Source organism: Marinimicrobium hydrolyticum (genome assembly GCF_030848505.1).
Classification (GTDB): Bacteria; Pseudomonadota; Gammaproteobacteria; order Pseudomonadales; family Cellvibrionaceae; genus JAVDDU01.
In genome coordinates this window covers 461801-488601 of record NZ_JAVDDU010000001.1, presented here as the reverse complement: position 1 = coordinate 488601, position 26801 = coordinate 461801, and the positions used below count along the sequence as shown (strand labels likewise).

The window sequence follows — 26801 nt, the reverse complement described above, 5'->3', positions numbered from 1 at the left end:
TTCAATCCCAGCTTCACACCTTCGGGTGCTAGCACTTGTTACTTCGCCGCTTTGTGACCCTCAGCCTTTAACTCAGTCATAGTCTTCAAGCTCTCACCACCATCCAGAGCTTCTGTCACCAGCTCTTGCATCCGCGCCACCTGCTCTGGAACCGGGACGTCGACGCTGTCTAAAGGGTACTTAGCACGGAGATTCACAGCAATACCACAGTCGTGACACTGGCTCGGCGTATCGCCTGCTTTCAGCCGGTTGAGCATCGTCTGACGTTGTTCGAGTACCGACTGTGTATTGCCATCGAGTGCACCAAAGCCATCCTTCTCAGCATCCTTTACAAAACAGCAGCTAGCCGTAATGCCGCTCGCACTCACATAGAGACCTTGCTCCAGCCACGGGCAACTGGCCTCAGGATTGGGTATGCTGTTGCGGAGCTCGGAATAGAAGCTGGACGACGCTGCATACTGCTGCAATAAATTAGACAGTGGCTTGTCACTGGCAATAATCTCTCTTATGTTTCGCCGATCCGAAGTTCGGAGCAGGTTACGTACTATGTTTTCATCATAAAACTGCCGGTAAGCTGACATAGTCTGTAGTGGCTGAAGCAAAATGCCTCCATCCATTCCCAGAACATCATACAATTCAGCGACAGCACTTAGGCCCGCATAGGTATCTCGCAGCAAAGTCACCGCAAACCCTACCCGGGGAACCGGCCCTTCCCAAGCAGCCTTTCTTTCGAGAAATTGCGCTAGACCGCGCCTCACTCGGCTCAGCTTGCCACCACGGATTACCTGAAACTCCTCTTCATTCACAGACTCCAATGAGACCATCACGCTCTCCAGAGAGGCCTCCAGTAACTCTTCGATGATGTCTGCAGTAAACAAACTGCCGTTGGTTATTAACGATATTCGAACTTGAGGAAATTTCGTTCTTAGGTAACGAACCATCGAAAAGAAGTCTGGATGCAGAAGAGGCTCACCTTCACCCTGTAACTCCACATGCTCAATACCTTCGAGGCTATCGATCAATTTTTTAAAGGTGGACAACTCCATATCCTGCTGTTCCAAATGCCTACCCGCACAAAAACCGCAAGTAAAATTGCAACGGGTCGTGGGTTCAATTTGGACGTACCGAGGGTTATTAGGCATAGGAGCTCAACAAAAATCTCGTCTTCTGGATATTAAAGTAAAGGTAGCACGAATTCCGTGCTCGGTGACCGAGCTCTCGTGAATGACTCCAGGGAGCGTTCAATGCGTTAGCGTACGAGATCGCCCACGGGGATGTTGAGCATGCCACCGGTTTGGCTGGCGTCGGTGAGTTGCATTCGTTCGCTGGCGATGTAGCCGGTGGCCCGGTTGATGGAGATGATTTGAACCCATTCACCGGAGGTGAGGTGTTGGCTTCGCGCTTACATACCACACGAAAAACCAAGCCACTGCTCCGAAAGGAGTGGCTTGGTGTAAGGAATCAAATTGTTTAAAAGCAAACAGGGATAAACTGTCTTACACAACTACTGCAAGACTGCCGGGTCGGTGAGCAGAGGATCGTGCATTTCCGGAATCAGCTCACCCACTTCTCCTTCGCATTCGCTTTTGCTGGGGTAGCCTTTTTGCCACGTGAGTTCGTCGGCGGATAACCAACCTTGAATGGTGGTTTCGTCGGTATCCTGTAACTCGTACTCACTGTCGTTTAATTGGTAGTGCAGATAGGTGTCTTTGAGAACCTGAAAGCCCGGGGTCTCATCGTTGCGTAAACGGGAGACATACAGCTTTCGCCACACCAGAATGTCGTGCTGGTCATTTTCATCAAAATCGCCAAAGTAGAGCTTTGCGTAACCTCGATAACCCGGAAGTTGCTGTGGCGGTGCACCATGGCGCGCATTACTGATTGCAATAGTAGACGGATGCTGAGGGCTCGCTTCTCCAGCCCTGAACGTGCCCGCCTCGTCGGTATAAAAATCCTCAACAGCGGCGGCGGGTAACCAATCGTATATCGCCAAGTTGGCCATGAAGATCACACGCTGACGGTTTGGTGAGAAAACAACAAGGTCGTTGCCCATAAACAAAACCAGTTCGGCGTCACCGGACGCATTAATATCGCCGTAGCGCAAGGGCGAGTTCACAAGGCATCCAACCGAGGTCCTCGATAAGCCCAAGGGGCGCTCTCCGTAGGCGATATCGAAATTGGCGTAGCGAGTGACGATTTCTTCTTCGATGTACTCTCCTGGCCAGCGGGTGAGACCTCTTCCTCCCATTAATCGAAAGTTACTACTCAAATCAAACACAGCAATTGATGAACGGCTTAATCCGTACATCAATTCAGCGTCCGTATCAATAAAAACCGAGTCGGGGTAGAAGTTATGTTGCTTTCTTACTATTCCAGCATATGAACTCCACTGTGGATCGTCTCGAACAATACCTTTGTCGAGACTAAGGCCCAATGATGGCAATGGTATAAAAAACAGAATTATGGCAATAAGCCTTGATATACTTATTAAACACATTGGACTATTCGTCATCACGGGCACCCCACTCTATAGATTTCATCACCATCAGCTCTTTCTCGGTAATTATCAAATCTTGCTGGCTGCTGTTGAGGATTTCCTTGTGCATCAAAAACCAATACCTCAAACGCCGGCTCAATCCATTCCCTCTCCCCATAAGCAAAACACAAATCCTGTCCCGCTTCGGGATGAATCAACGGCTCGTTGCTTACAGGGTCTAGCAGGATAATTCCATCCGCATCCCGCTGGGGCATATCTTCTGGGTTTGTACCACCGCGCCAAATATAGGTTCTCGGCGTCATATTAAACCGATTGGCTGCGGTGCGGATATTGATGCTGTATCCACACGAATAGCAGGCGCCTGTACCGCCAACATCCCCGTCGTTACCGCCATTCAAACCCGCGTAGTGAGCATGACGCAGGATCTCGGGCCAGCTGAGTCCTCGGATGACCGTGCGCGCATCACCCGCTACTACCCAGCTGCGCAGTATATCCGCCGCGCCGTTGTATTCACCAATCGCCTTGGCCAAACGCTCATAATCGCCCTCGCAACTGGCGGGAGGACTGGCGCCGTTGCATTGCTGATTCCGGTTATTTGTTGTCTCTATCGGAGTCACAGGACCATTACCGTGGCGATAGCCTCGCAAATCCGGATCGCCGTAAACCCGTACCGTACCTCGGCCGTCGCTGTGAAAGGCGAACCAGAAGGAGCTGCCACACTGCGGGTACCGTAAGGCGCTACCACCTGTGTGCACCGCAAAGCCTTTCAAGTTGTCCGCAGGCTCAAAGTAATTCAAACCCACCTGTTTGTGAACATTACAGGGTCGGTCACTATAGCGATAGCGATACAGCACCTGGTTGAAGCTTAAACTGCCCTCTTCATCAGCCCCACCTTCATTCATTCTAAACGGAGCGTTAAGCCGCAGGCCCCAGTGGAAAGAGGATTCAGCCATCAACCAGGTTTTCAGGAGCGCCTCTTGACTATAGTCTTCATCGGCCGCGTGGCCAGCGGCAGCAATTACCGCGTTGTGCCTGTTTTCAGTATAAGTGGCCGGGAGATAATTAGGATTCAGGCCATCACGCCAAATCGTGACCGCCTCAGACAACCAAGTATCCAGACCCGCGTCCAGGTCAGGTTGGTTGCCTATACGCGGGCGCGTACTGTGTGCGGTTGAGGCTTTGTAGTATGGAATCCAGGCTCGCTGCAAATGGCGCAGAGTGTCATCACCGACCACTCCATCGGACAAGGCCATCACCCGCGGGAAGCTTCTGCCCAGCGAGCCTGTTGGACCATCATCGGGGTTTTCGTTAGCCGAGAAATTTCTGGCCTGAAAGCGTCTAAGCATCAACTCCAGGGAAGAATTGGTTGCCGCAGTGCCAGAACTGTAGCGGAAGCGATCAGCACTACCTTTTCGGCTGCCACTGTACCCGCGATTGTCTCGCTCCGGGCTGATGCCGAACTGCCACAACATCGCCTCCAGCATGGCCACATCGGAGCCTTCCATGGGTTCGGCCCCTTCTTCTGTGACCGGGGCAAGCTCCCGGGTTTTGATCACGAAGTCCTGATTGTAATACCGAGGCAGAGCCACATTCGGATTGGCTTGTGAGGGTATGGTGTATTCGGCTCGCAGGTGCGCTTGAACGCCTTCGTCGTCGGTGTTTTGACCGGCCCAGAGGTCCCAGCGAACTTGAGGAGTGCCGGGCAGTAACGGGGGCTGTGATGCATCGGCCAATGGTTCCCAGTAAACGTTGGCGCTCTCTTCCGGCGCAAAGCCGATCTGTACGAAGGGAACACCCGCTTCGCGGATATGGCATTGGCCCGTTGGGTCATCCACGCCGTAATCGGAGCAGTAGCGACCTCGGTGGTTAATGGTCCAGGTAACGCGCTGAATGTGAACGCCGTTGGTCGACGGTGGCAGGTAGCGATAGCGCAAGCGCAATCCGCCCAGGGTACGCACTACGGGTATGGGATGGCTGGCGTCGCCCCCGAGGACCGGCGCCGGGGGTTCGGTCAGTAGGCTGAGGATTTCAATATCTTTCCTTTCCTCGTTGTTCTCTTCTTCGTTGCCAGGAATCTTGTAATACACGTGCAGCCCATTACGGGTAAAGGCGTACTCCCACAAGGTGTTACCGGCATCCTGGTTGCTGTACAGGCGGATGGTCAGCAGATCAGCCGGGTCCAGGCGGTCGATGTGGGCCAGGTTGCTGAAGCTGATTTGTTGGTTTTCACCCAGAGTGATTTGGAGCTCTTCGCCGCCCAGGGACAGCACCAGGTCCTGTGGGCCGTCGATGGGGCTGAGGCGTTCTACTTGGGGGGCGATCAGGGAATAAAAAATACTGACTAGGTCGTCGTAGCCGCGAAGGGTCGAGTGAAAAGCAGCACGGCCAGAGTTTTTACTGGCCGTGCTACTGGCTTCGAATTGTTAAAGAATGGTTCTGCTACTGAAGCACGTCCGGATCATTTAGCAGAGGGTCATGCATTTCCGGAATCAGCTCGCCCTCCTCTCCTTCGCATTCGCTTTTGCTGGGGTAGCCTTTTTGCCAAGTGAGTTCGTTGGCGGCCAGCCAGCCTTTGATTGTGGCTGCGTCGGCTTCCTGGGGTTGGTATTCGCCATCAACTAAGCTGTAGTGCAACAATGTTTCTTCCAGCAATTCGAACCCTGCTATATCGTCATCGAGGCGCCGTGACTGGTAAACTTTCCGCCAGACCAACAAATCTTGCTGATTGTTGTTTGAAAAATCATCCACATACAGTTTGGCGTAGGCTTTGGTAGCAGGAAAAGCGGCGATGTCACTATTAATATGCCGCCATGATAAGTATTGGAATGGAGCGTCATGCAGGTAGTATTCAGGGATATCATCCCGATGCTCGGAATCCGAGAAATTCAGCTTACTGGAAAAAATGACCTTTTGTTTGTCAAGAGAAAAGACACGAATGTCGGTTGACACTTCATCAGATAAGAACACTACCAATTCCGACTTGCCATCGCCGGTGAAATCGCCGTACCTCAAGGGAGTTTGCTGCATACACCCCATCAAATGAATCAGTTTGGCATCATCTGCCAAGTAGGTATCGGAGTCTCCGGCCCGATAGAAGTTTCCGGCTTCATAGGTTATCTCAACTTTTTGTTCCAAATATTCATGGGACCAGCGGGTAAGGCCCCGCCCCCCCATTAATCGAAAATTATCACTAACATCAAACATAGCAATTGACGTACCGCTTAATCCATACATTACCTGATAATTCTCATCAATATAAATTGCATCAGGATAAAAGTTATGTAGCTTTCTTACTGTTCCGGCATTTGAATTCCATTGTGCGTGGCTTCGAGCAATACCTTTATCAAGGTTAAAGCCTACTGACGGTAGCGATATAAAAAGAAAAGCTATGGCAATAAGCTTTGTAAAAAGTGTCAATAGATTTATCAAATACGTTTTACTAGTCGTCATCAAGGGCACCCCTCTCTATAGCCTTCATTATCCAGGGCACCCAAACTCTATTAAAGCAGGCGCGGAGCGCACCGTTTTTGGTTTGTTTTTCCTAACATTGGGTGTCCCTGATATTCCTGATAATCTGCCTTACGCTTGCCTTCCAAAATGTGGGTGTCCCGTTATTCGTGTCCTTGTCAGCGGTGGTTTGTGTTCTGACTGTTAAGCAAGAGCCGATTAACTATTGCAACACATCTGGATCATTCAGCAGTGGATCGTGCATTTCCGGGATCAACTCGCCCTCAGGGGCGATGGGAAAGTTGGCCAGGCCGCCCCGGGCGACAGGTTCGAGTAAATTGGTGTCCACAACGCGAGCCAGTCGGCCGGTGAGGCCGTAGTCGGCGCCTTGGTTGACGCCGAGGCCTTCGGGCAGTGGGCGTCCGTCGTGGTCGTACCACTCTGTATAAAGCTGGATCAGTTGGTCGCTGGTCAGGCTCACGCTGAGCATGCCACCGGTTTGGCTGGCGTCGGTGAGTTGCACGCGTTCGCTGGCGATGTAGCCGGTGGCCCGGTTGATGGCGATGATTTGTACCCATTCACCGGAGGTGAGGTGGTTGGCTTCACGGCGCTGGAAGTCCGGGGTCATTTGGTTGCGGCTGGCCCAGTCGCTCCAGTCGCCTCGGCGGTTGGTGGCGCCACCTATGTTGCGAAAACTGTCGTCCGGGCAATCAGATCGTAGAAAAGGTACTCCCCTTCCCCGGCGCCAATATCGCCTCGGCCGGCGTGGCCAAGGCGTTGACGTAAGCCATGGCGTTGAGCGGTTCCATGAGGGGCATGCCGGTGCAGTGGCTCCAGCTCTGGCGGCGACGGCACTGTACGAAGTCGCATAAAAAGTAACACGGCCAGAGTTTTTACTGGCCGCGCTACTGACTTCGAATTGTTAAAGAATGGTAGCTACTGCAGTACATCCGGATCATTTAGCAGAGGGTCATGCATTTCCGGAATCAGCTCGCCCTCCTCTCCTTCGCATTCGCTTTTGCTGGGGTAGCCTTTTTGCCAAGTGAGTTCGTTGGCGGCCAGCCAGCCTCTAATGGTGGTCTCGTTGGTTTCCTGGGGTTGGTATTCACCGTCAACCCAGGCGTAATGCAGCCAAGTGTCATACAGGTGCTCGAAGCCTTCGGTCGCATCGGCAACGGTAAAGGATTGATAGAATTTGTGCCAGACCAGGATATCGGACTGACCGTTTTCATTGAAATCTCCCAGAAAGAGTTTACCGTAGCCTCGGTAAGCCGGAAGGATGTAGTTTAAAATACCGCCCCTTGGTCGAACGGCCTCCGCTGAAATTTTGGACATATATTGCCCGGTATCGCCAGGGACTTCACCAAAAAAGACATTGTCTATGTAGTACTGTGTTTCTTCCTTATCCAGCCACTCATCGACCCTCAGGTTTTGTGAAAAAATAACCCGACCCTGGCTGGGAGAAAACACTACAATGTCATTGGCGAAAAAGATAACCAGCTCCGAGTTGCCGTCACCGTTAAAGTCACCATAACGCAAAGGGGTTTGTGGCAGGCAACCCAATGTTTTGGACCCGACACCAAGCTGTCTTAGCTCATCGGGGTCGGCATGATTTCCGTAATCTCTGTACCGCTTTAATACTTCTTCGGGGAAATATTGATCGTGCCTCCAGCGGGTGAGGGGCCAAGCACCCACTATCTTCTCATCGTTGACATCTACAGCGTAAATAGTCATGTTCCTGTACAACCGAAACCAAACATCTCCGCCGCCCAAGTTGGTGTGGGCCAACCCTAAACCTGTATCCTTTCGGGAGTAAACCTTTTGAATAGTCTTCGTAATAATAGGGGACGCAGCACGCTCCTCGTCGCTACGGACAGATTGACCGCCATCTGCTGTTACTGCTTTCTCCAGCTCAAAAGAAAAAAGGTAGGGCGATGACAAAAATACAGTTATCAATAATAGACTACGTTTGATACTCATTGTAATGCCTCACCTGTTTCACAATTAATTTGCCCTACTGGCTCTTGCGGATCACCAAACTCATCTTCGCTAGATGCGGCTGCCGCCAGTTCATCATACTCTTGGCCACTCATCCATTCCCTCTCCCCATAAGCAAAACACCACAAGGGCTGTCCCGCCTCGGGATTCTCAACCATCACCGGCTCGCCGTCATCCAATACCGGCTGGTCATTTTCGACCAAGGGGATCTCATCTGGATGTCGCTCGTCTGTGCCTGCCCAGATGTAGGTCACCAGCGACAAGTAGCCACCCATGCCTTCCGGGTCACGCTGGGATATTCGTTCGTGGGTGCCCTAAATATTCCCCAGACATAGCTTGTTCTCTATTTTTATTGTGTTCACTCTGTCAAAAGCACTACTCATGCGCCCACACTAAGGCTTCCCATCCACCCCAAAAAACACCTTCAGGCTGTCCGCCTCCCACATGGTGTCCTGATAGCCCAACTCCATGAGTTCGTGAATGAAGGATTGGTGAAACAGCAGGTAGCTGGCAGCTGTCGCGCCGCCGCCTTTGGCGGTGGCACCGATAGCTTTGAGGAAGAAGCGTAGGCTCTTGGGCAGGTAGCGCACTTTGCGGCCGGCGATGTTGTCGACGGGGCGGGAGGGCGAAATCACTCGGTTGTCGACGGGCCGCAGGGGCAATTGGTTGGGTTTGCGCAAATCTTCGGGCACCAGTTCGATCAGTTCGTTGATGCGCTCAAGATGTTCGAGATCGCCTTCCAGGGCGTCAATGAAGGCGCTGTTGAACAGCTGGCCGACAATCTGTGCCATGGAGGGGGAGTGGCGAATAAAGCTGCGTTTGCTTTTGTATCGTTTGTCCCGGTTCTGGCTTACACCGATGACAAACACCGATTCGGCACCCAGGTGCAAGGCTGGGCTTATGGGGGCGAGTTGGCGCAGCGCACCATCGCCAAAGTATTCTCGGTTGATACGCACAGCGGGAAAAATAGTCGGAATGGCCGAAGAGGCCAGCAAATGTTCGAGCTTTAAGCGCGTAGGTAAACCGATACGGCGATGGCGATTCCAACCTTTGAGTTCGGGTTCGCCCTGAAAAAAACTTACCGACTCGCCTGACGTATAGCCCATAGCGGTTACGGATATGGCGGAAAGTTTGCCGGAGGCGATGGCGCGGTCGATGTTTTCAAAGCGGACGCTGCTGCCCAGTAAATTCCACAGCGGTGCATTGTCGAGCATGGACAGCGGCCGCTGGCGCCCCACCCCTTCGTTGAACAGGGAGAAGCCGAGAAGGCCGAGGCCTTTGAGTAAGTCCCCCCAGCCGTGCTTGTAAACCTGATCAATGGTGAGGTTTTGCCAGATTTTGGCCAGGGATGTAACGGCCTCGCGAAAATTACCTGGGTGGCTGGCCAGAGCGATGGCGTTGATAGCCCCGGCGGAAGTACCGCAGATAATGGGAAAAGGGTTTTCAGTTTCGGGCGGCAGCAGTTTCGCGAGAGCCTGGAGCACGCCAACTTGGTAGGCGGCACGAGCGCCGCCGCCGGATAGAATCAGCGCTCTTTTCATAACATACGCGCGGTTGTATCCGCGGCCACCCGTAAACTAAACACTCGTTATTATTTGCCCTGCTCTTCTTTTAATGCTCGGCGCAGCACTTTACCCACGTTGGTTTTGGGCAGTTCATCGCGAAACTCAACTTCATGCGGAACTTTATAGGCGGTCAGTTTGGTTTTGGCGTGCTCGCGCACTTCCTCAACCGTCATGTCGCGACTGGTCACCACGTAGGCTTTTACGCTTTCGCTACCATCGCCATCGGAGATGCCGACCACGGCCGCTTCAAGTATGTCCGGGTGACCACTCAGCACGTCCTCCACTTCATTGGGGAATACTTTGAAGCCGGAGACGTTGATCATGTCTTTTTTGCGGTCGACGATTTTTATATAACCGTCTTTCTGAATGATTGCCATGTCGCCGGTTTTAAACCAGCCCTCGGCATCGATAGAGCGCTCAGTTTCTTCCGGCCGATTCCAGTAGCCTTTCATGACTTGAGGACCGCGCACACACAACTCGCCCGGCTCTTCGCCGCGCACGTCCTTACCCTCTTCATCAATCACTTTGCACTCGGTTTCGGGTAGCGGAATACCGACGGTACCCTGTTGTATTTTTCCCGCCGGATTGCTGGAAACCACCGGCGAGGTTTCCGTTAACCCATAACCCTCGTAAATATCGCAACCAGTCACTTCTTTCCAGCGTTTGGCGGTGGAGGCCGTCAACGCCATGCCGCCGGACGAGGTGAGATGCAAATGACTGAAATCCAAGTTGGCGAAGTCGGCGTTTCTGCACAGGGCATTAAACAATGTGTTAAGGCCAACAAAGACGGTAAAGGGCTTTCCCTTCAGCATTTTGACAAAGCCACCAATGTCCCGGGGATTGGGGATCAGTAAGTTGTGATTGCCCAAAGCTACAGCGGACATGCAATGCAAAGTGAATGCATAGATATGGTACAGGGGCAAGGGTGCTACAAATAACTCATTACCTTCACCTAACAAGTCACACATATGGCCGTTAAGTTGAGTCATATTCGCCACGAGGTTTTGGTTGGTGAGCATGGCTCCTTTGGCAACACCCGTGGTGCCGCCGGTGTATTGCAATACCGCGATGTCTTCAGGTGTGCGCTGCACGGGTTTAAAGGGCTGGCTGACTTTCGCCATGGCGTCACGCAAACTCACCTGATTTCTGAACTCGAAAGGCGGCACCATTTTTTTCACGTATTTAACAGCGAAGTTGAGCAGCGTGCGCTTCAGTGGCGGGTGGAAGTCCGCCAACTCGGTGACAATCACCTGCTCAACCTCTGTTTCATCCACTACCTTGGCGGCGTTATGGGCGATGTTGGCCAACACCACCAGCGCCTTGGCGCCGGAGTCTTGCAACTGATGTTTAATTTCATGAGGGGTATAGAGCGGGTTGGTGTTAACGACGACCAAGCCGGCCCGCAGAGCGCCAAACACGGCGATCGGATACTGGAGCACGTTGGGCAATTGGATGGCAATTCGATCGCCCGGCTCCAGCTTTGTATGCTCCTGCAAGTAGGCGGCGAAGCGCGCTGATAACTGCTCTACCTCATTGAAGCTGAGCGTCTTATCCAGGCAAGTGAACGCGGCTTTATCGCCGTACGTCTGACAGGCTTCTTCGAATACCTCGGCAACGGTACGATTGTAGTTTAGTGCCATGACACTGTGCTCCTTTACAGCCCGGGATAAACCGGCCCGAGTCTCTGGGATGGATTGTTATCTGCGCGAATCGCACGATTTAGTGCATTGCTTGTTTTGATTATCAACCCAGTATGATTGAGTTTCAACCATGCTGGGCATGAAGTCTAAGAGGCCCGATTAGTTAAACACCTTATACAGGAAACGAAAGGTCTTGCGCCAGGAATCTGCATCAGCTTGCGCATCGTAGGCCAGCGGCATGCCAAAACGCTCGCCTTTTTCGTCAGCATCGGGGTTGGTGAAGCTGTGTACCGCATCTTCATAGACGTAGACTTCATAGTCGACACCGGCATTGCGCATCTCCTCCTTGAAGTCCTCGACCTGCTCCTCGGGCACCATGGGGTCCGCACCCCCCGTGAAAACCCGCACCTTGGCATTGATGTCGCCTTCAGAAGCTGGCTGATCGGTGCTCAGCATGCCGTGGTAGCTGATCACGGCATCCAGATCGGCCCCTTGCCGCGCCATGTGCAATACCACCGCGCCGCCAAAGCAGTAGCCCAGTGCCGCGGTTTGTGTGGGAGATACGGTTTCATGATCGCGCAGAAGCTCGTGCGCCGTATGGAAGCGCCGCTCCGCCGCATCGATGTTGGACATGACCGCTTCCATGAATTCGTTGGCTTGCTCCGGGTGGTCCGCCTCTTTGCCACTGCCGTACATATCCAGGGCGAAGGCGGTGTAGCCCAACTCGGCCAATAACTCGGCGCGTCGGCGCACATAGTCGTTGTGGCCCCACCATTCATGAACCAATAGGATTCCCGGTCGCTCACCTTCGACGCGGTTGTTGTACGCGAGGTAGCCGGTAAAGCGTTCACCGTCCACTTCGTATTCGATTTCTTCGGTAACCAGTTCCGCCCTGGCCCAACTACTGAACAGCAGTGCCAACACGAGGAAACAACGTATCTTATTCATGAACTCCGCTCCTTTAGAGATAAATATGAAATTAGGGGGGCTGCTGGCAGGTCACCAGCTTGGTCACTATTTTGTGGCCGCTAGTATCTCTTGGGTCAAGGCAGCGGTAAACCCCCAGATCTCGTATTCGCCGTAGCCATAGGCGGGCACGCGGTAGACTTTGCCAGCACGGCGGAATTCGTCAACCCGAAGACAGTTCTCGGGAGTGAACCAACCCAGCGGCACCCGAAACACGCTTTCCAACTCATTGGGGTTGGGAGTCAGGGCAACGGAATGCGCTACCAGGCCGACAAACGGTGTAACTTTGGTGCCCGCACGCGTAGCGCTGGGCTTGAATGCGCCCAGCAAACGAATTTGGGCGGGGGGCAAGTCCACTTCCTCGTGGGTTTCCCGCAAGGCTGTGGTGAGCAGATCTGGATCCTGAGGCTCCCATTTACCTCCTGGGAAGGCCACTTCACCAGCATGTTGGCGCATGTGTTGCGCGCGCAGCGTGTAAATCAATTCAGGCCGTGTCGGGTGATCGGTGATCAATACCATCACCGCCGCTTGCTCTGGAAACAGGCCGGGGGAATCCGTCAGTGCATGGGTGGGATACAGAATAGGCAGCAAGCGCTCGACGAAGGGACTCATGGTGCTGCGATGTCCGAATGTGAACCGAAAGGATTGGTCATAATTTGCTGGAAAACAGGGCTAAAACCGACGCGGCCGATGCAAACCGACGCCATCACATATCCGCCAAACGCCAAACATCGTAGGCTGGCTCCTCGTAAGGGTGCGCTCTGCGCAATGCTGCCAGTGCTTTTTCGATGAGTTCATCGGCGCACACCAGCTCTACGCGGTACTCGGGCACCTGCTCCACCTGCCCCTGCTGGCCTAAAAAAGGCTGACTTCCTTCAAGCGGTCGAAACTGGCCTTGACCCAATACTTGCCAGGCACAGGAATTGTAGTCTCCAATACGGCCGGCGCCGGTGGCAAACACGGCGCTTTTTACCGCTTCCACGTGGGTTTCGGGAACATAAAAAACCAGTTTGAACATAGCGTTACAACCTTGTAGCAGCTTGTTAAACGGCTCGGTACATGATTCCAGGATCGCACCGGACCATTTCAAACAGATCACTGGCACCTGCCAATCCTTCTGAAGAGCCAAGGAAAAGGATGCCACCGGGTTTAAGTGCGGTGTGCAATTTTTGCAGAATTCTGCGTTTGAGTTCCGGGTTGAAGTAAATCAACACATTTCGGCAGAAAACCATATCAAACTTACCCAGAGACGCGTAGGGGTCCAGTAGGTTCCAAGCCTTGAATTGAACCCGTTCGCGCACGACGGGCTTCACACGCCAAATGTTTTCTTTGGCTACATCGAAATAGCGGGTCAAGCGCTCGTCGGATAGACCCCGCAATACCGAGGATCGATCGTACTCAGCGGCGCGGGCTTGTTCCAAAACTATGGACGACAAATCGGTGGCGAGAATCTGCACTGGCCGAAACAACGCGCCCATGCTTTGGCGGCGAAACTCCTCCACCATAATGCTGATGGAGTATGGCTCCTGACCCGAGGAACACGCAGCGGACCAAATCCTTACCGGTCCGGCACCTTTGTGCTCACGGGTCATCAACGCCGGTAAGAGGTGGTCTTTCAAATGTTCGTAGGGGTAAATGTCTCGAAACCAGAAAGTTTCGTTAGTGGTCATGACATCGATGACCTGATCCTTAAGGCGACGGCTGTTACTCGCTTTGAGCGCTTTCACCAGATCGCTAAAGGACTCAAGATTGTGCTCTTCCAATAAACGACGGATACGACTGGAAACCAGGTACTGCTTGTTATCGCCTAGAGCGATGCCACAAGCATCCTGTAAAAATTGGCGAAAATGGTCAAACTCCGCCTGATCAAAACTGTCGCGCTGCCCTGCCGCTTTTGTCGTCATAGTTTTCGCTCAAACGCCCTGCTATTTTAAATCTACCGACTTTAAAAAGAGTACGCTACTTCAGGGCGTTAGTCTTGCTCGGTTTCCAACAAGTCTTCACCGGTCATTTCAAGCACCCGGTCGCTAACGCGACGGACCAGCTCGTCAGGATTAAACTTGGCCAAAAATTTGTCCGCCCCGACTTTGCTTACCATCGCTTCGTTGAACACACCACTGAGGGAACTGTGCAACAACACGTAAAGGTCTTTCAAGGCAGGGTGATTACGAATCTCTGCGGTAAAGGTGTAACCATCCATCTCGGGCATTTCAATATCCGAAATCACCATAACCAATTCCTGGCACGGCTCTTTCCCGTCCTTCACCAATCCGAGTAAATAGTCCAGGGCTTCGCGGCCATCTTTTTTGACGGTCGTACGAATACCCATAGATTCCATAACGCGTTGCACTTGTTTGCGGGCAATGCTTGAGTCGTCCACAACCAATACGTGTTTTTCCACCACGCGCTCCGACAAACCTTCTTGCATTGTGCCCGCGCTGATTTCTTCACTGACCGGAGCGGCCTCAGCCAGGATTTTCTCTACGTCGACAATCTCCACCAACTTACCATCAACCTCTGTGACCGCCGTCAGGTAGTGATCTTTACCCGCGCCCTTCGGTGGCGGATGAATATCGCTCCAGTTCATATTGACGATGCGATCCACGCCACGCACCAGGAAGCCCTGGGCGGTCCGATTGTATTCGGTGATGATGACAAAGCAGTCCTCGATGTTCTCTAGCGGACGCCGACCTATGGCCAGATTCATATCCATAATGGATAAAGTGCCGCCACGTATATGGGCGACACCGCGCACCACCCGGTTGCGTCCGGGGATGGCATTGAGCGGTGGGCACTGAAGCACTTCTTTCACTTTAAAGACGTTGATGCCGTACAGCTGCTGCCCTGACAGGCGAAAAAGCAGCAGCTCCAGGCGGTTCTGCCCCACCAACTGGGTGCGCTGATTGACATTGTCCAGGACGCCCGCCATACCTCTTCCTCATTATTGTGCTGTTGTTAGCAGTTTAACTTAATGCGCCGTTTTATGCCTATAGTGCATTTTTTACACTGAGGTTAAGCGGCACAGTCTTTGCTTTATTATTCCTCAAAGGCTATTGCGGCCAAAAACCGTCATTCTTTAGGCGCGCAGCGTCCTGCGAGCCTTAGCCTCTCTCTATCAAGAGTAGAACAAGTTATGCATTTTGGTGCCATTTGGCGGACATTCTTTTGCGCTCCCCGGCTTTGGGCTAAAGCGGGCCTGGCTTTCGTGTCGCTAACCCTGGGGGCTACTCCGGCGCTGGCGGAGCGCCATGACCTGGAGCAATTGCGGGAACAGGTAGCACAATTTCTGAGCGACCACTATGCACAGTCGGGCGCTCAACGGGTAGCGGTGGAAGTTGGCCGGTTGGATCCCCGTCTGCATTTGGCTGAATGCGGCGATCTGGAGATGCGTCTTAACGATGCCAGCAACAACGGCGGCAACGTGAGCGTGCACAGCCGCTGCCGGGGTGACCAACCCTGGTCCATCTATGTGCCCGCCCAGGTGGATCTATACCGCCCTGTAGCAGTAGCAGCGCGCAATCTTGGCCGAAGCACGAGACTGAGCGACACCGACGTCACCCTGGAGCTGAGAAACACCAGCCGCCTGCGTCAAGGTTTTGTCGATACTGAGGCTGCCGTTGTGGGTATGGAATTGCGGCGCCCTCTGGAACGCGGAGAGCCCTTCCGGGCCGGGCTTTTGGTGGAACCCCTGGCGGTCAACCGGGGCGACGAGGTTCGCCTGGAAGCGGAAGTGGGCGGCATCAGCGTCAGCACGCGCGGCACCGCCATGAGCGGTGGTCGGGTCGGTCAACAGATACGGGTGATGAATAACAGCTCAGAACGCATAGTCGCCGGAGAAATAGTGGCCCCAGGGCATGTAAAAACGATACTCTAGCTACGGGCGGGGCCAAGACCTTCGGTTATAACGTCGATTAGGTCACATTTATAACAAATTAGCATTAAAGTTATAAAGATGCCCGCCGAAAGCCACCCTGTAGAGCCTTAAGTACGGCTCGTCAGCGTTGCTGGCATCATCAAATGAAGTTGGGGAAACATCATGGCTATTGATACAAACAACAGCATCAAGACCGGACACACCACAAACAATACCACCGGCCGCGCCAATTCGGCGGCGCCGCGCCCAGGCGCGGACACCAAAACCAGCCCGGAGCCGACCTCTTCCCGGGATGACGTAGTTCTGAGTCAAGAGGCCCAAAGCTTGGGGCGCCTGGAAGAGAAAATTAACAATTTGCCGGAAGTGAACAGTGAGCGGGTGGCGGAAATTCGCCAAGCGATTGCTGAAGGTCGGTTCGAGGTTAACGCTCAGCGTATAGCCGAGAACATGCTGAATCAGGACGATTTGCTGGGCTAAGCCCATTTCGAGTGTCGCTCAGCCCCCCAACGCTGGGCGACACTTTAGCAATTGATGATCAACCAACAACGAGCTGAGGTTTCTATGCAACCCTCCACCGAGATTCTGCGCGCGATGCTGGCGCAGGATACTGCCAACGTCGAACAACTCTCCCAACTTCTGACCGCTGAGCGCGAGCACCTTGAAGCGCGCGAGCACGAGCACCTACCCGCACTGATTGAAGCCAAAGAGCAACTTTTGGCACACCTGGGCCAGCATTCCCAGGTTCGGCAACAGTGGCTGGAGCAAGCCAATTTAAGCCGAGACCAACATGGTTGGATTGAGTTTTTGCATGGCCGGGCCGATACCCGAGCGCTGATCGAGCCCTGGCAAGCGTTGATCGAGCGTTTCGCTCAATGCCAAGAGCTCAATGAAGTGAACGGCAAGATCATCGGTCGTTCACGCCAAACGCTGGGGCAGTTGCTCAACCTCCTACGCGGTCAAGTCAGCGGCCCTCAGCTGTACAACTCTGAAGGCGGCACAGCACCGGAGAGCGGATCACACACCATCGTTAAGGCGTGACCGGAGTGCGGTTGGATTGTGACGGCAAAGTGCATACAATAGCGGCCTTCACAATCCCGCCCCGGTAGCTCAGTTGGATAGAGCAGCCGCCTCCTAAGCGGCAGGTCGGACGTTCAAATCGTCTCCGGGGCGCCATATAATTGCCACTTTTGACCGCCACTCTATGAGGCCCTACGGCCGCGCATGAATCTTGTACTGCTCTACGACGAAGATTTAGTTAACGCCAGCCAGGCGGTGATCAAAGATAGCCGGCGACTCACGCACATCACCCAAGTGCATCGAGCCCAAGTTGGCGATCGGTTAAAAGTGGGTCGGCTTAACCAGGCCATAGGTTACGGGATCGTGACCCATCTAGCGCCTGACGTCATCCACTTGGATGTCACTCTGGAGTCTCCCCCTCCTCCCCTACTTCCACTGACATTAATCCTGGCACTGCCGCGCCCCAAAATGCTCCGCCGCATTCTGCAAACCGTGGCCACCTGTGGGGTGCGCGAGCTGGTTCTGATTAACAGCTACCGAGTGGAAAAAAGCTACTGGCAGTCGCCCTGGCTTGCCGATGATGAAATACACCGGCAGTTAATTCTGGGTTTGGAACAGGGCGGGGCCACACAACTGCCCAATGTGATACTGCGCAAACGCTTTAAACCGTTTGTGGAAGACGAGCTAGGCACGATGATTCAGGGGCGAGAAGCTTTAATCGCCCACCCGTACACACCGCATCCTTGCCCGAAACAAACAACCGGCGACGTGGTGTTGGCGGTGGGACCAGAGGGTGGTTTTATTCAATATGAAGTGGAAAAACTGCTCGCCAGCGGGTTTCAACCCATTCATTTGGGCGAACGTATTTTACGAGTAGAGACCGTCATCCCCTTCCTGCTGGGCCGATTGTTTTAAGCGTTTCCATCCGCTCTAAACGTCATGGCTTCCTGGTCTTTTAACATTTCGTCAAAGCGATCCAGAGAGACAGCCGGGCTGCAGTAGAAACCCTGAAAGTAATGGCAACCGTATTTTTGCAGTAAATTGAACTGCGCCTGATCTTCCACACCTTCGGCAATAACTTCCAAATCCAGCAGACGACCCATGGTAATAATCGTTTCCACCAACACACGGTCGTTGCGATCGTCGATAATATCGCGCACAAAACTTTTATCGATTTTTAGCACACTCACCGGCAGCTGTTTCAGGTAGCTAATCGAGGAATAGCCGGTACCAAAGTCGTCCAAAGAAAAGCTGATGCCATGTTCCGCCAAACGGGTCATGGTGATGATGGCCTCATCCACCTGCTGAATCACTATGCCTTCTGTAACTTCGATTTCCAGGGAATTTTCGGGGATTTCATAGTGGGCCAAAGTTGCCAAAACATCGTCCGCGAACGCCGTGCGCCGGAACTGGCGCGGGCTGATGTTAATACTCAAGCGCATACCTTTTTTCCAAAGGCCTATGGACTCCCAGTGCACCAGAGTTTCACACGCTTGCTCCAGCACCCACTGGCCAACATCCAAAATCAAACCCGACGTTTCCAGCACTGGAATAAATTCAACCGGGGAAATGGTGCCTTTGACCGGATGATGCCAGCGTAGCAAGGCTTCCGCGCCCACGATATTGCCGCTGATCATATCTATTTTGGGCTGGTACTGAAGCTCAAACTGACCCTCCTCCAGCGCGCGATGCAGGTCGCCCTCCATGACCAGTTGCCGGCTGACTTTAGCGGCCATTTCCTCGTTAAAAAACTCGATGGAATCGCGGCCCTTCTCTTTCACCTGGTACATGGCGGTATCCGCAAAACGCAGCAGTTCGTGCACGGTGCTGTTCTTCTCCGGATACATCACCACCCCCACGCTACAGGTGATGCGCAGCTCCAGATCTTCTATTCGATAGGGGCGGGAAATTACACCGCGTAACTTTTCACTGATTTCCCCGGCACGCAACGCGGCCACACTCATATCTTCGTCCAGGACCGTCAGTACCAACACGAATTCATCGCCGCTAAGACGCGCTACCAGGTCCTCTTCCCGTACGGTTTCCACCAAGCGTTGAGCCACTTCCTTCAACACTAAATCACCGACCGGGTGCCCCAGGGAGTCATTAATATTTTTAAACTGATCCAGATCGATGAATAACACCGCGCCGCAATAACCGTGACGCTCCGCGCGGCGAATTTCCAGCTCCAGCCGCTCCACCAATTGCACCCGATTGGGTAGATTGGTTAGGGCGTCGTGATGAGCCATGTGCTCCATTTTCGCTTGGGCATTCTTTCGCTCGGTCACGTCCACGGACACCACTAGTGCGACTATTTCATCGTAAAACTGAAGCGGCACAATGTGCGTTTGTAAAAACAGTTGTTTTCCCGTGGCGGTAATGAACGACTCCTCGGAAATTTCGATATCGGCACCCTGCTTGATGACCCTGTGGTCATTGTGCAGCAACAACTCCAAATCCTGCACAGAGCCCTGCAACAGATCGCGGGCGTGCATATCGCGCATTTGATCGGGGGTGAACCCCAGCGCCTCGGAGAGGGCTCGGTTGGCAAACAAGTAGTGGCCCGTCGCATTGCGAGCACCAATCATCACCGGCAAGCTGTCGATGATTTGCCGTAAATGTTCTTCGCTTTTGCGCAGCGCCAATTCCACGGCGCGCCGGCGCGCCAAGGACAGCTCAACCGCATCGAGTAGTTGATTACCGCCCGTGACCAGCTCGGCCAATTCATCACGTCGACCCGGTAACGGCGTCAGGCGTTGAACGCCAGGCTGGTCAGGGCTGATATCGCGAATTTCCCGCGCCAGGCGCACCAGTGGTTTGGTGAGGGTCAGGTAGAACGCGATAAACAGCAGCAGCACCAGCAGCATGTCCCGTAAAAGACCCGTGGTGAGACTGCGCTGAGCCCGCTGATAAAAACTGCTGAGAGCCTGATCCATATCCAGAGAAAAACTCAGCGTACCGTAGGCCGAGCCGCCGTAACCTGGAATATTTAAGGCCGCGTTGAAGTGACGCGATTCCTCCGCGATACGACGGGTCAGCCACCGAGTTGCGGATTCCGGTACCGGCGCAGAGCCTTCAGCCAGAATATTCCCCAACTCGTCAGTAATGGACACCTGATAAATGAACCCGTAGGCCAACAAGCCGTTGACCACCTCTGCAGACAGGTCATCATCCAGTGTGTGTACTGCCCGTGCGGCGGGGGGCATAGTGACCTCAATGACCCGATCGGCCAGTTGGTCGAGTTCACTTTGGTGGCTGCGGAAATCCAGATAAATTTGTGCGCTGCTGACCAAAAACCCCAAGGCAAATGCCAGCAAGATGCCAATTTTGGCGAGCTGGAACGAGATTCCCTGAAAAAAAGAGGGGGCCTTATGCATGTAGTTATCCGTTATTGTTTTTCATGAGCGCTAACCACGACCTGTTCCGCAACCTTCCTAGGCGCTCAGAACCGGCTCAAATGCCAGTATAAAGCATCGGTCGATATAAACGACACCCCAGGCCTACTTCTGTCTGGCCCTGTCTATGCTTCTTCTGCCTATACAGCCCCGATGGCAGCGTGTCCGTTTTTATAAGGATAGTCCAGCGAATGCGCCACTGCCTCCTGAGTCACGGCACCGTCATGAATGTTTAGGCCAGCCAGTAGATGCTGGTCCTTGCGCAAGGCATCGAGCCCCAGGTCCGCGAGGGCCAGGGTGTGCGGCAAGGTAGCGTGGGTCAAGGCTGACGTGGCTGTGCGGGCGGCCGCGCTGGGAATGTTGGCCACACAGTAATGCACCACCCCATGCAACTTGTAGGTAGGCTTCTGATGTGTGGTAGGCCGGGAAGTAGCAAAGCAGCCGCCTTGGTCAATGGCCACATCCACCAGCACAGCGCCGTTTTGCATTTTTTTGACCTGCTCCTCAGAGAGCAAGCGCGGTGCCGCCGCCCCCGCAATGAGTACCGCCCCGATCACCAACTCTGCTTGTACGATTAGAGCCTCCAAACGCTCGACGCTGGCGTACTCGCACTTAACTCGTCCTTGAAATTGCTCGTCCAACTCTCTTAAACGCGGCAATGATCGGTCCAGAACAGTGACGTCCGCCCCCATACCCAGGGCGACTCTGGCGGCCTGAGTACCTACAACCCCGCCTCCGATGACCAGTACGCGAGCGGGCGCCACCCCAGGGACTCCGCCAAGCAGTACACCACGCCCACCTTGTGCGAGCTCCAGGTGATGGGCTCCCGCTTGAGCCGCAAGGCGCCCAGCGACCTCTGACATGGGGGCCAGAAGCGGCAAGCCGCCGCCTGGGCCGGTGACGGTTTCGTACGCGATGCACGTGGCGCCACAGCGGAGCAGTGCTTCGGTCAGTGTTTTATCGGCCGCCAGGTGCAGGTAGGCGAACAGCAGATGATCAGGGCGCAGCAATGAGCACTCTTCCGGCAGAGGCTCCTTCACTTTTACGATGAGCTGTGTCTGTTGATAGAGCTCCTCGGCGGTATCCACCACCGAGGCGCCGGCGGCCACATAATCCTGATCCGTAAACTCAATGGCAGAGCCGCACCCGCGCTGCACAAGCACAGTGTGCCCTCTCTGGCAGAGCTCACGAACCCCCGCTGGGGTTAGCCCGACCCGGTGCTCATCGGCTTTTATTTCTTTGGGAACCCCTACCCGCATAGTCACCTCTGGGTAAGCAGGCTTGGATTAGCTACCCGCTACTGTTGTGAGTATAGCAAGGCTGATCACACCTGAACGGCGGGAATGAACTGCCCTACGGCATTGCCCTCTTCCCCCTCTTCGGGCTCACTCTCGCTGGTGGTCAAGCTTACAAAATCAAAAAGCTTGGGGTCCGCCAGCTGAGAGGGTGCGACGTTTTTGATAGCGGAAAAGATGGTTTCCGTACGACCGGGATGTTGCCGCTCCCAGTCCGTAAGCATCTGTTTGATTACCTGGCGCTGCAGGTTTTCCTGGGAACCACAGAGGTTGCAGGGAATGATTGGGAAGGCTTTTTGCTCGGCGTAGGCGGCAAGATCATCCTCCTTACAATAGGAGAGCGGGCGGATAATGACGTTGCGCTTATCGTCGGACAACAACTTGGGCGGCATGGCCTTGAGTTTGCCGCCGTAAAACATATTCAGAAACAAGGTTTCAATGATGTCATCCCGATGATGACCCAGAGCGATCTTGTTGGCGCCGATCTCCTGGGCAAAGCTGTACAAAGTACCCCTCCGCAAACGGGAACACAAACCACAGGTCGTCTTTCCCTCGGGAATCACGTCTTTCACAATGCTGTAGGTATCACGCTCAACAATATGGTATTCGATACCCAGGCCTTTCAGGTACTCAGGCAGGACGTGCTCTGGGAAGCCGGGTTGCTTTTGGTCCATGTTTACCGCCACCAGGCGGAACGGAATCGGCGCGGTTTTTTGCAGGCTCAGCAGAATATCCAACATACCGTAGGAATCCTTGCCGCCGGAAAGGCACACCATCACGGTGTCGCCGGATTCGATCATATTGTAATCAGCAATGGCGGTACCTACCTGTCGGCGCAGGCGTTTTTGCAGTTTGTTAAATTCCAAGCGATTTTGGCGCCCTGGGCCTGGATGACCAGCACTTTGAACAGCAGTTGATTGGTGGGCAGGGGTTTGGCTCATGGGATCTCAGTTCGGTAGCACGACGGTTGCCACTATTGTACGGACTTGTCCAGCGCCGGGAAACTGCACCCGAGTACCAACCGACGACAAGACGGCATTACCACGGCGGCGCCTTGCCGCTGCAGAGGCAGACTCTTGCCACCCGGCGCCTGCTAAAGAGTCCGCACATATCCCAAAGCCACTGATACCGCAGACACGATGCCCTGGCACACGCTTTGCTCTAGTCAATGCTCTGACTTCCAATTTTTGGCTAACCGGAGCCATCCATGGCTATCTTGCGTACCGTCCTACAAAAGCTAACGCCTGCGGAGCCACAGCCGCCTGCCCCTGTGGGCGAGCCTCCAGTGGAGGTGCCTGCCCCGTTACGGGAACTGTTTGAAAGGCGGCAGTTGCTTAAGGTGACGGTGGCGAATGCCCCAGGAACCTACCAAAGCCTAATTCTGGCATTGGATCCCCGGCGCGGCTTTCTGTGGTTGGACGACCTGTTTCCCAACCGGGCGCTCTTGAAACCGGGTGATGAGCTGGAAGTCAGCCATCACCGAGCGGGTAAAATTCTGGCCTTCCGTACCACGGTGGTGGCCCTGGGCCAGCACTGCGGAGTAGCCGGCCTGGCCGTGGTCCTGCCGAAAGCGGCCCATTATCGACCCAGAAGGCAGTGGCCTCGCCTGACACTGGCAGGCCAGCCGCGCGTACCAGTCACCTTGTCGCTGCCCGGGGTGGGGCCCCAGCACGGTCAAATCCTGAATATGTCCGCTGGTGGACTTAGGGTGTCCCTAACGGGCGACTGGCGCACCCAATTGCGCCACGGTGAGGAAATTCCGCTGTGCGAGTTTACCGTGGCACCGGGCGTATCCTGTCGGTGCCGTGCGAGGGTGTGCGCTTTCCAGATTCAAAACCGACCCTGGCGCCAAACTCAAATCAGTTTGGCATTTGTGGGTTTGGACGACGCCACGGTCAACAATCTTCAGCATTACATACTCAGCCGCTTGCTTACAGACACCCATCGGGCTGCCTAAGCAGCCCAGCTCCCCTGCCCCGCCAGCGTGTATCCGATCATGCGTTTGGCGCATAAAGTGCTAAAATTTTAATGCAGATGCCGATAAGTATCTGAAATCATTCACGTGCGCCCATTGGGCGCCGCGCTTTTACGGGAATCATCATGCGTCACAACGGTTCAGTTACCGGCAAAGAAGTGTCTATTCCCCCGGGGTCCGAATTAGTCTCTTCCACCGATACCAACGGCAACATTTTGTTTTACAACGAGCTCTTTCACGACGTGTCGGGGTTCTCACATGAGGAGCTGCAAGGCGCTCCCCACAACGTTGTTCGTCACCCCCATATGCCGGAAGCCGTATTCGCCGCCATGTGGCAAACCATTCAAAGTGGACGGCCCTGGATGGGCATAGTGCAAAACCGGTGTAAGAACGGTGACCATTATTGGGTGGATGCCTATGTGACGCCGGTGCGCGAGCGTGGAGAAATCAAGGGCTATGAATCTGTGCGGGTCCCCGCCGACCCTCAACGGGTGCAGCGCGCCAAGCAAGTTTACCAACGTGTGGCACAGGGCCAGGCTTTTTGCCCCTTGATAACCCGGCTGCGCCATCAGTGGCAGAACGCGGCGTATACCGGTCTATGCATTTTCGCAATTCTCTTGCTGGCCGGAGTCCTGTTCGGTCGCTTTGACGCTCTTTATGGCGCCCTGGCCGTTACAATCAGTGTGGTGGTAACGCTGTTGAGTCAGTTTTTCTCCCAGCGGGTGTTTACCCATTTGCTGGCCCAGTCCCACGCCCACCTAAGGGATCCCTTGGCAGCCTATGTGTATACAGGGCGCTGTGACGTCGCTGGTGAGCTGGCTTTTGCTCAGCTGGCCTCCGCCGCCCGCCTGCGCACCGCGTTGGGCCGGGTGGGCGCCTCCGCCAGTGAGCTGCGCCGCAAGGCGGCCGCTGCGCGCGACCAAACCCGCCAAACTTTGAAGGGCACCACGGAACAGCAGCGGGAAACGGCTGGCGTGGCGGACGCCATGCAGCAGATGTCCCTGGCGGTACAGGAAGTGGCCAGTGGCGCGACGGATACCTCGGGGGCTACCCGCGATGCCATTCGGGAAGTTACCCAGGGCAATCAGGTCATACAAGGTGCCAACCAAGCCATTGGGGATCTATCCACTATGGTGGGTAATTTGAATGAGGTATTGGTTCGACTGATTCAAGACAGTGGCCAAATCGCCACAGTGATTGACGTAATCCGGGGTATCGCCGAGCAAACCAATTTGCTGGCTCTGAATGCGGCCATTGAAGCAGCTCGCGCGGGGGAGCAAGGCCGGGGCTTTGCGGTCGTTGCCGACGAAGTACGCACTCTGGCACAACGTACCCAGGAGTCCACTCAGCACACCCAACAAATCATCGGCAAGCTTACCGAAGCCACCAAGGAGGCCAGTGCCAGCATGGAAAACTGCCAATCCCTGGCCGATCGCAGTGTGAGCGAGATGGAAAAGGTCCAAGCAGCGTTAGAAGCCATCACCGGGGCGGTGACCATTATTGATCAGATGTCTCATCAGATCGCGGCCGCCGCCGAGGAGCAGTCAGCCACGGCGACGGAAATCGAGCGGAACACCACCCAAATCAGCCGCATTTCAGACCGCTCTCAAGACGAAATCAGTTCCGCCGAGCAGCTTAATCGGGAAATGTATGAGTTGTCCGAACAGCAGTTCGAATTGATACGCCGGTTTAACTGATTTTGATCGATGCACTCGGGGCGTCAGGATGATGCTCCCGTGAAACTCGTTATTCAGCCACCTGACGCAGCGTCACAAACTCCTCGGCAAGTGTCGGGTGGATACCAATGGTGCGGTCAAAGTCAGCTTTGGTCGCACCTGCGGTCAGGGCGACCGCTAAGCCCTGCACAATCTCGCCGGCATCCGGCCCGACCATATGGCAACCCAGCACCCGGTCAGTGTCCCGATCCACCACCAACTTGATCAGCGCTCGCTCACCAATGGCGCTTAGGGAATACTGCATGGGACCAAAGCTGGATTTGTAAATGTCGATACGCTCATAAGAGGCTCTGGCTTCTTCCTCGGTCAGCCCCACAGTGGCAATGGTCGGTTGACTGAATACAGCGGCGGGAATGTTTTTGTAGCTCAGCTTAATGTCGTCCCCACCGTAAAGGTTTTGTGCCAAAGCCTGGCCCTGGGCGAGAGCTACCGGCGTCAGCGCAACGGGTCCGGTGACGTCCCCCAAGGCGTAAATGGAAGGCTCGTGGGTCTGCATAAACTCATCAACGGCAATGGTGCCGGCCTCGGTTATCTGCACCGCCGTATGCTCCAAGCCCAAATCGTCAATCATGGGTTGCCGGCCAGTGGCGTACATGACCAGGCCGGCACACCACTCCTCGTTGACATCGGTTTGAATCCTATAGCCACCACCCGGCTCTTCCGCAATGGAACAGATCTCCGTATTGAAGTGCAGTGTTATGCCTTTCTTGCGCAGCTCAGAAGCGGCATGATCACGCACATCCTTATCGAAGCCACGCAGGAACAAGTCGCCTCGGTAACACAGGTGGGTATCCACCCCCAGGCCATTAAAAATCCCGGCGAATTCAACCGCGATGTAACCACCCCCAACGATAACAATACTGGCGGGCAGCTCGTTCAGATAAAACGCTTCATTGGACGTGATGGCCAGATCAATACCGGGGATGTCGGGCTTCCAGGGCCACCCGCCTACGGCAATCAAGATACGCTCGGCGGTGATTTCCCGGTCCCCCACGGCCACTCGATTTGGCCCCAGCACTCGGGCCCGCGCTTCGAACAAGGTCACTCCAGTATTTTGCAGTAGCCCTCTGTACACTTCGTTCAAGCGCGCGATTTCCCGATCCTTGTTAGCCAGAAGTTCGCTCCAATCAAAGCGTGTCGCGCCGAGGTGCCAGCCGAAGCCTGGCGCAACCTGAAACGTCTCGGCGTAATGAGAGGCATATACCAGCAGTTTTTTTGGCACGCAGCCCACGTTAACGCAGGTACCCCCCAGGTACCGCTCCTCAACCACCGCTACCCGCGCACCCAAACGAGCCGCCGTGCGACTCGCGCGCACCCCTCCAGATCCGGCCCCGATAACCAGCAAATCGTAGTCGTATTGACTCATTCTTTAACTCCGACGAGTAAAATGGGGCTC

At 54.5% G+C, this 26801-nt stretch carries 24 protein-coding genes and 1 tRNA gene; 7 read left to right on the top strand and 18 right to left on the bottom strand.

The features are described from left to right. Positions 1–38: 38 nt before the first annotated feature. From RBH33_RS02125 to RBH33_RS02060, 14 genes are all read right to left on the bottom strand, one after another. Entirely contained in the window at positions 39–1142 is a 1104-nt protein-coding gene (locus RBH33_RS02125) for a radical SAM protein (RefSeq protein ID WP_306730470.1), read from the bottom strand. A 362-nt stretch (positions 1143–1504) separates the two neighbouring features. Then, complete coding sequence (locus tag RBH33_RS02120; RefSeq protein WP_306730469.1) at positions 1505–2308, bottom strand: hypothetical protein; 804 nt, start codon at positions 2306–2308, stop codon at positions 1505–1507. A gap of 203 nt (positions 2309–2511) precedes the next feature. Then, the gene (locus RBH33_RS02115) at positions 2512–4767 is read right to left on the bottom strand and encodes a hypothetical protein (RefSeq protein WP_306730468.1); all 2256 of its coding nucleotides are present in this window, start codon (positions 4765–4767) and stop codon (positions 2512–2514) included. 169 nt (positions 4768–4936) lie between these two features. Further along, entirely contained in the window at positions 4937–5947 is a 1011-nt protein-coding gene (locus RBH33_RS02110; protein WP_306730467.1) for a hypothetical protein, read from the bottom strand. Positions 5948–6167: 220 nt separating this feature from the next. Further along, positions 6168–6572, bottom strand: coding sequence for a hypothetical protein (locus tag RBH33_RS02105; protein ID WP_306730466.1), 405 nt, complete (start codon positions 6570–6572; stop codon positions 6168–6170). 308 nt (positions 6573–6880) lie between these two features. Continuing rightward, on the bottom strand, positions 6881–7924 hold the full coding sequence (locus RBH33_RS02100; protein WP_306730465.1) for a hypothetical protein: 1044 nt from the start codon (positions 7922–7924) through the stop codon (positions 6881–6883). After that, entirely contained in the window at positions 7921–8205 is a 285-nt protein-coding gene (locus RBH33_RS02095; RefSeq protein ID WP_306730464.1) for a hypothetical protein, read from the bottom strand. Before RBH33_RS02095 ends, RBH33_RS02100 begins: the two co-directional genes overlap by 4 nt. Before the next feature lie 129 nt (positions 8206–8334). Next, positions 8335–9483 carry a patatin-like phospholipase family protein gene (locus tag RBH33_RS02090; RefSeq protein WP_306730463.1) on the bottom strand — a complete coding sequence of 383 codons (1149 nt, stop codon included), beginning with the start codon at positions 9481–9483 and terminating at the stop codon, positions 8335–8337. A 50-nt stretch (positions 9484–9533) separates the two neighbouring features. Then, complete coding sequence (locus RBH33_RS02085) at positions 9534–11147, bottom strand: AMP-binding protein (protein WP_306730462.1); 1614 nt, start codon at positions 11145–11147, stop codon at positions 9534–9536. A gap of 159 nt (positions 11148–11306) precedes the next feature. Further along, positions 11307–12095 (bottom strand): dienelactone hydrolase family protein, encoded by a 789-nt coding sequence (locus tag RBH33_RS02080; RefSeq protein ID WP_306730461.1) that lies wholly within the window; start codon positions 12093–12095, stop codon positions 11307–11309. 66 nt (positions 12096–12161) lie between these two features. Then, a complete protein-coding gene (locus tag RBH33_RS02075; protein WP_306730460.1) occupies positions 12162–12725 on the bottom strand; it encodes an NUDIX hydrolase in 564 nt (187 codons plus the stop codon). 94 nt (positions 12726–12819) lie between these two features. After that, positions 12820–13131, bottom strand: coding sequence for a YqfO family protein (locus tag RBH33_RS02070; RefSeq protein ID WP_306730459.1), 312 nt, complete (start codon positions 13129–13131; stop codon positions 12820–12822). Between the two features lie 25 nt (positions 13132–13156). Beyond that, positions 13157–14017 carry a CheR family methyltransferase gene (locus RBH33_RS02065; RefSeq protein WP_306730458.1) on the bottom strand — a complete coding sequence of 287 codons (861 nt, stop codon included), beginning with the start codon at positions 14015–14017 and terminating at the stop codon, positions 13157–13159. A 68-nt stretch (positions 14018–14085) separates the two neighbouring features. Further along, positions 14086–15042, bottom strand: coding sequence for a chemotaxis protein CheV (locus RBH33_RS02060; RefSeq protein WP_306730457.1), 957 nt, complete (start codon positions 15040–15042; stop codon positions 14086–14088). A gap of 204 nt (positions 15043–15246) precedes the next feature. Here RBH33_RS02060 and flgA point away from each other — a divergent pair, with 204 nt between their 5' ends. The 5 genes from flgA (at position 15247) to RBH33_RS02035 (ending at position 17919) form a co-directional block, all read left to right on the top strand. Further along, entirely contained in the window at positions 15247–15987 is a 741-nt protein-coding gene (gene flgA / locus RBH33_RS02055) for a flagellar basal body P-ring formation chaperone FlgA (RefSeq protein WP_306730456.1), read from the top strand. Positions 15988–16149: 162 nt separating this feature from the next. After that, on the top strand, positions 16150–16464 hold the full coding sequence (gene flgM, locus RBH33_RS02050; RefSeq protein WP_306730455.1) for a flagellar biosynthesis anti-sigma factor FlgM: 315 nt from the start codon (positions 16150–16152) through the stop codon (positions 16462–16464). An 84-nt stretch (positions 16465–16548) separates the two neighbouring features. Further along, the gene (locus tag RBH33_RS02045) at positions 16549–17025 is read left to right on the top strand and encodes a flagella synthesis protein FlgN (protein WP_306730454.1); all 477 of its coding nucleotides are present in this window, start codon (positions 16549–16551) and stop codon (positions 17023–17025) included. 58 nt (positions 17026–17083) lie between these two features. Further along, positions 17084–17160, top strand: a tRNA-Arg gene (locus tag RBH33_RS02040). A 48-nt stretch (positions 17161–17208) separates the two neighbouring features. Further along, complete coding sequence (locus RBH33_RS02035) at positions 17209–17919, top strand: 16S rRNA (uracil(1498)-N(3))-methyltransferase (RefSeq protein WP_306730453.1); 711 nt, start codon at positions 17209–17211, stop codon at positions 17917–17919. Here the strand turns inward: RBH33_RS02035 and RBH33_RS02030 are convergent. The 3 genes from RBH33_RS02030 to ttcA all read right to left on the bottom strand — a co-directional run bounded on the left by RBH33_RS02030 (position 17916) and on the right by ttcA (position 22635). Continuing rightward, positions 17916–20381 (bottom strand): putative bifunctional diguanylate cyclase/phosphodiesterase, encoded by a 2466-nt coding sequence (locus tag RBH33_RS02030; RefSeq protein WP_306730452.1) that lies wholly within the window; start codon positions 20379–20381, stop codon positions 17916–17918. The two genes, RBH33_RS02035 and RBH33_RS02030, sit on opposite strands and share 4 nt — an antisense overlap. 158 nt (positions 20382–20539) lie before the next feature. Next, positions 20540–21658 (bottom strand): alanine dehydrogenase, encoded by a 1119-nt coding sequence (gene ald, locus RBH33_RS02025; RefSeq protein ID WP_306730451.1) that lies wholly within the window; start codon positions 21656–21658, stop codon positions 20540–20542. Between the two features lie 65 nt (positions 21659–21723). After that, on the bottom strand, positions 21724–22635 hold the full coding sequence (gene ttcA, locus RBH33_RS02020) for a tRNA 2-thiocytidine(32) synthetase TtcA (protein ID WP_306730450.1): 912 nt from the start codon (positions 22633–22635) through the stop codon (positions 21724–21726). Between the two features lie 266 nt (positions 22636–22901). Here ttcA and RBH33_RS02015 point away from each other — a divergent pair, with 266 nt between their 5' ends. Next, positions 22902–23651, top strand: a complete 750-nt coding sequence (locus RBH33_RS02015) for a flagellar brake protein (RefSeq protein ID WP_306730449.1) — start codon at positions 22902–22904, stop codon at positions 23649–23651. A gap of 143 nt (positions 23652–23794) precedes the next feature. Further along, complete coding sequence (locus tag RBH33_RS02010; protein ID WP_306730448.1) at positions 23795–25366, top strand: methyl-accepting chemotaxis protein; 1572 nt, start codon at positions 23795–23797, stop codon at positions 25364–25366. A 49-nt stretch (positions 25367–25415) separates the two neighbouring features. Here the strand turns inward: RBH33_RS02010 and gorA are convergent, their stop codons facing one another. Beyond that, entirely contained in the window at positions 25416–26771 is a 1356-nt protein-coding gene (gene gorA, locus RBH33_RS02005) for a glutathione-disulfide reductase (protein WP_306730447.1), read from the bottom strand. Positions 26772–26801: the final 30 nt, after the last annotated feature.

Coding starts and splice junctions, on each gene's coding strand:
- RBH33_RS02125 (WP_306730470.1), bottom strand. CDS start 1,142: ATGCCTAATAACCCTCGGTACGTCCAAATTGAACCCACGACCCGTTGC.
- RBH33_RS02120 (WP_306730469.1), bottom strand. CDS start 2,308: ATGTACGGATTAAGCCGTTCATCAATTGCTGTGTTTGATTTGAGTAGT.
- RBH33_RS02110 (WP_306730467.1), bottom strand. CDS start 5,947: ATGACGACTAGTAAAACGTATTTGATAAATCTATTGACACTTTTTACA.
- RBH33_RS02105 (WP_306730466.1), bottom strand. CDS start 6,572: ATGACCCCGGACTTCCAGCGCCGTGAAGCCAACCACCTCACCTCCGGT.
- RBH33_RS02100 (WP_306730465.1), bottom strand. CDS start 7,924: ATGAGTATCAAACGTAGTCTATTATTGATAACTGTATTTTTGTCATCG.
- RBH33_RS02090 (WP_306730463.1), bottom strand. CDS start 9,483: ATGAAAAGAGCGCTGATTCTATCCGGCGGCGGCGCTCGTGCCGCCTAC.
- RBH33_RS02085 (WP_306730462.1), bottom strand. CDS start 11,147: ATGGCACTAAACTACAATCGTACCGTTGCCGAGGTATTCGAAGAAGCC.
- RBH33_RS02080 (WP_306730461.1), bottom strand. CDS start 12,095: ATGAATAAGATACGTTGTTTCCTCGTGTTGGCACTGCTGTTCAGTAGT.
- RBH33_RS02075 (WP_306730460.1), bottom strand. CDS start 12,725: ATGAGTCCCTTCGTCGAGCGCTTGCTGCCTATTCTGTATCCCACCCAT.
- RBH33_RS02070 (WP_306730459.1), bottom strand. CDS start 13,131: ATGTTCAAACTGGTTTTTTATGTTCCCGAAACCCACGTGGAAGCGGTA.
- RBH33_RS02065 (WP_306730458.1), bottom strand. CDS start 14,017: ATGACGACAAAAGCGGCAGGGCAGCGCGACAGTTTTGATCAGGCGGAG.
- RBH33_RS02060 (WP_306730457.1), bottom strand. CDS start 15,042: ATGGCGGGCGTCCTGGACAATGTCAATCAGCGCACCCAGTTGGTGGGG.
- flgA (WP_306730456.1), top strand. CDS start 15,247: ATGCATTTTGGTGCCATTTGGCGGACATTCTTTTGCGCTCCCCGGCTT.
- flgM (WP_306730455.1), top strand. CDS start 16,150: ATGGCTATTGATACAAACAACAGCATCAAGACCGGACACACCACAAAC.
- RBH33_RS02045 (WP_306730454.1), top strand. CDS start 16,549: ATGCAACCCTCCACCGAGATTCTGCGCGCGATGCTGGCGCAGGATACT.
- RBH33_RS02035 (WP_306730453.1), top strand. CDS start 17,209: ATGAATCTTGTACTGCTCTACGACGAAGATTTAGTTAACGCCAGCCAG.
- RBH33_RS02030 (WP_306730452.1), bottom strand. CDS start 20,381: ATGCATAAGGCCCCCTCTTTTTTTCAGGGAATCTCGTTCCAGCTCGCC.
- ald (WP_306730451.1), bottom strand. CDS start 21,658: ATGCGGGTAGGGGTTCCCAAAGAAATAAAAGCCGATGAGCACCGGGTC.
- ttcA (WP_306730450.1), bottom strand. CDS start 22,635: ATGAGCCAAACCCCTGCCCACCAATCAACTGCTGTTCAAAGTGCTGGT.
- RBH33_RS02015 (WP_306730449.1), top strand. CDS start 22,902: ATGGCTATCTTGCGTACCGTCCTACAAAAGCTAACGCCTGCGGAGCCA.
- RBH33_RS02010 (WP_306730448.1), top strand. CDS start 23,795: ATGCGTCACAACGGTTCAGTTACCGGCAAAGAAGTGTCTATTCCCCCG.
- gorA (WP_306730447.1), bottom strand. CDS start 26,771: ATGAGTCAATACGACTACGATTTGCTGGTTATCGGGGCCGGATCTGGA.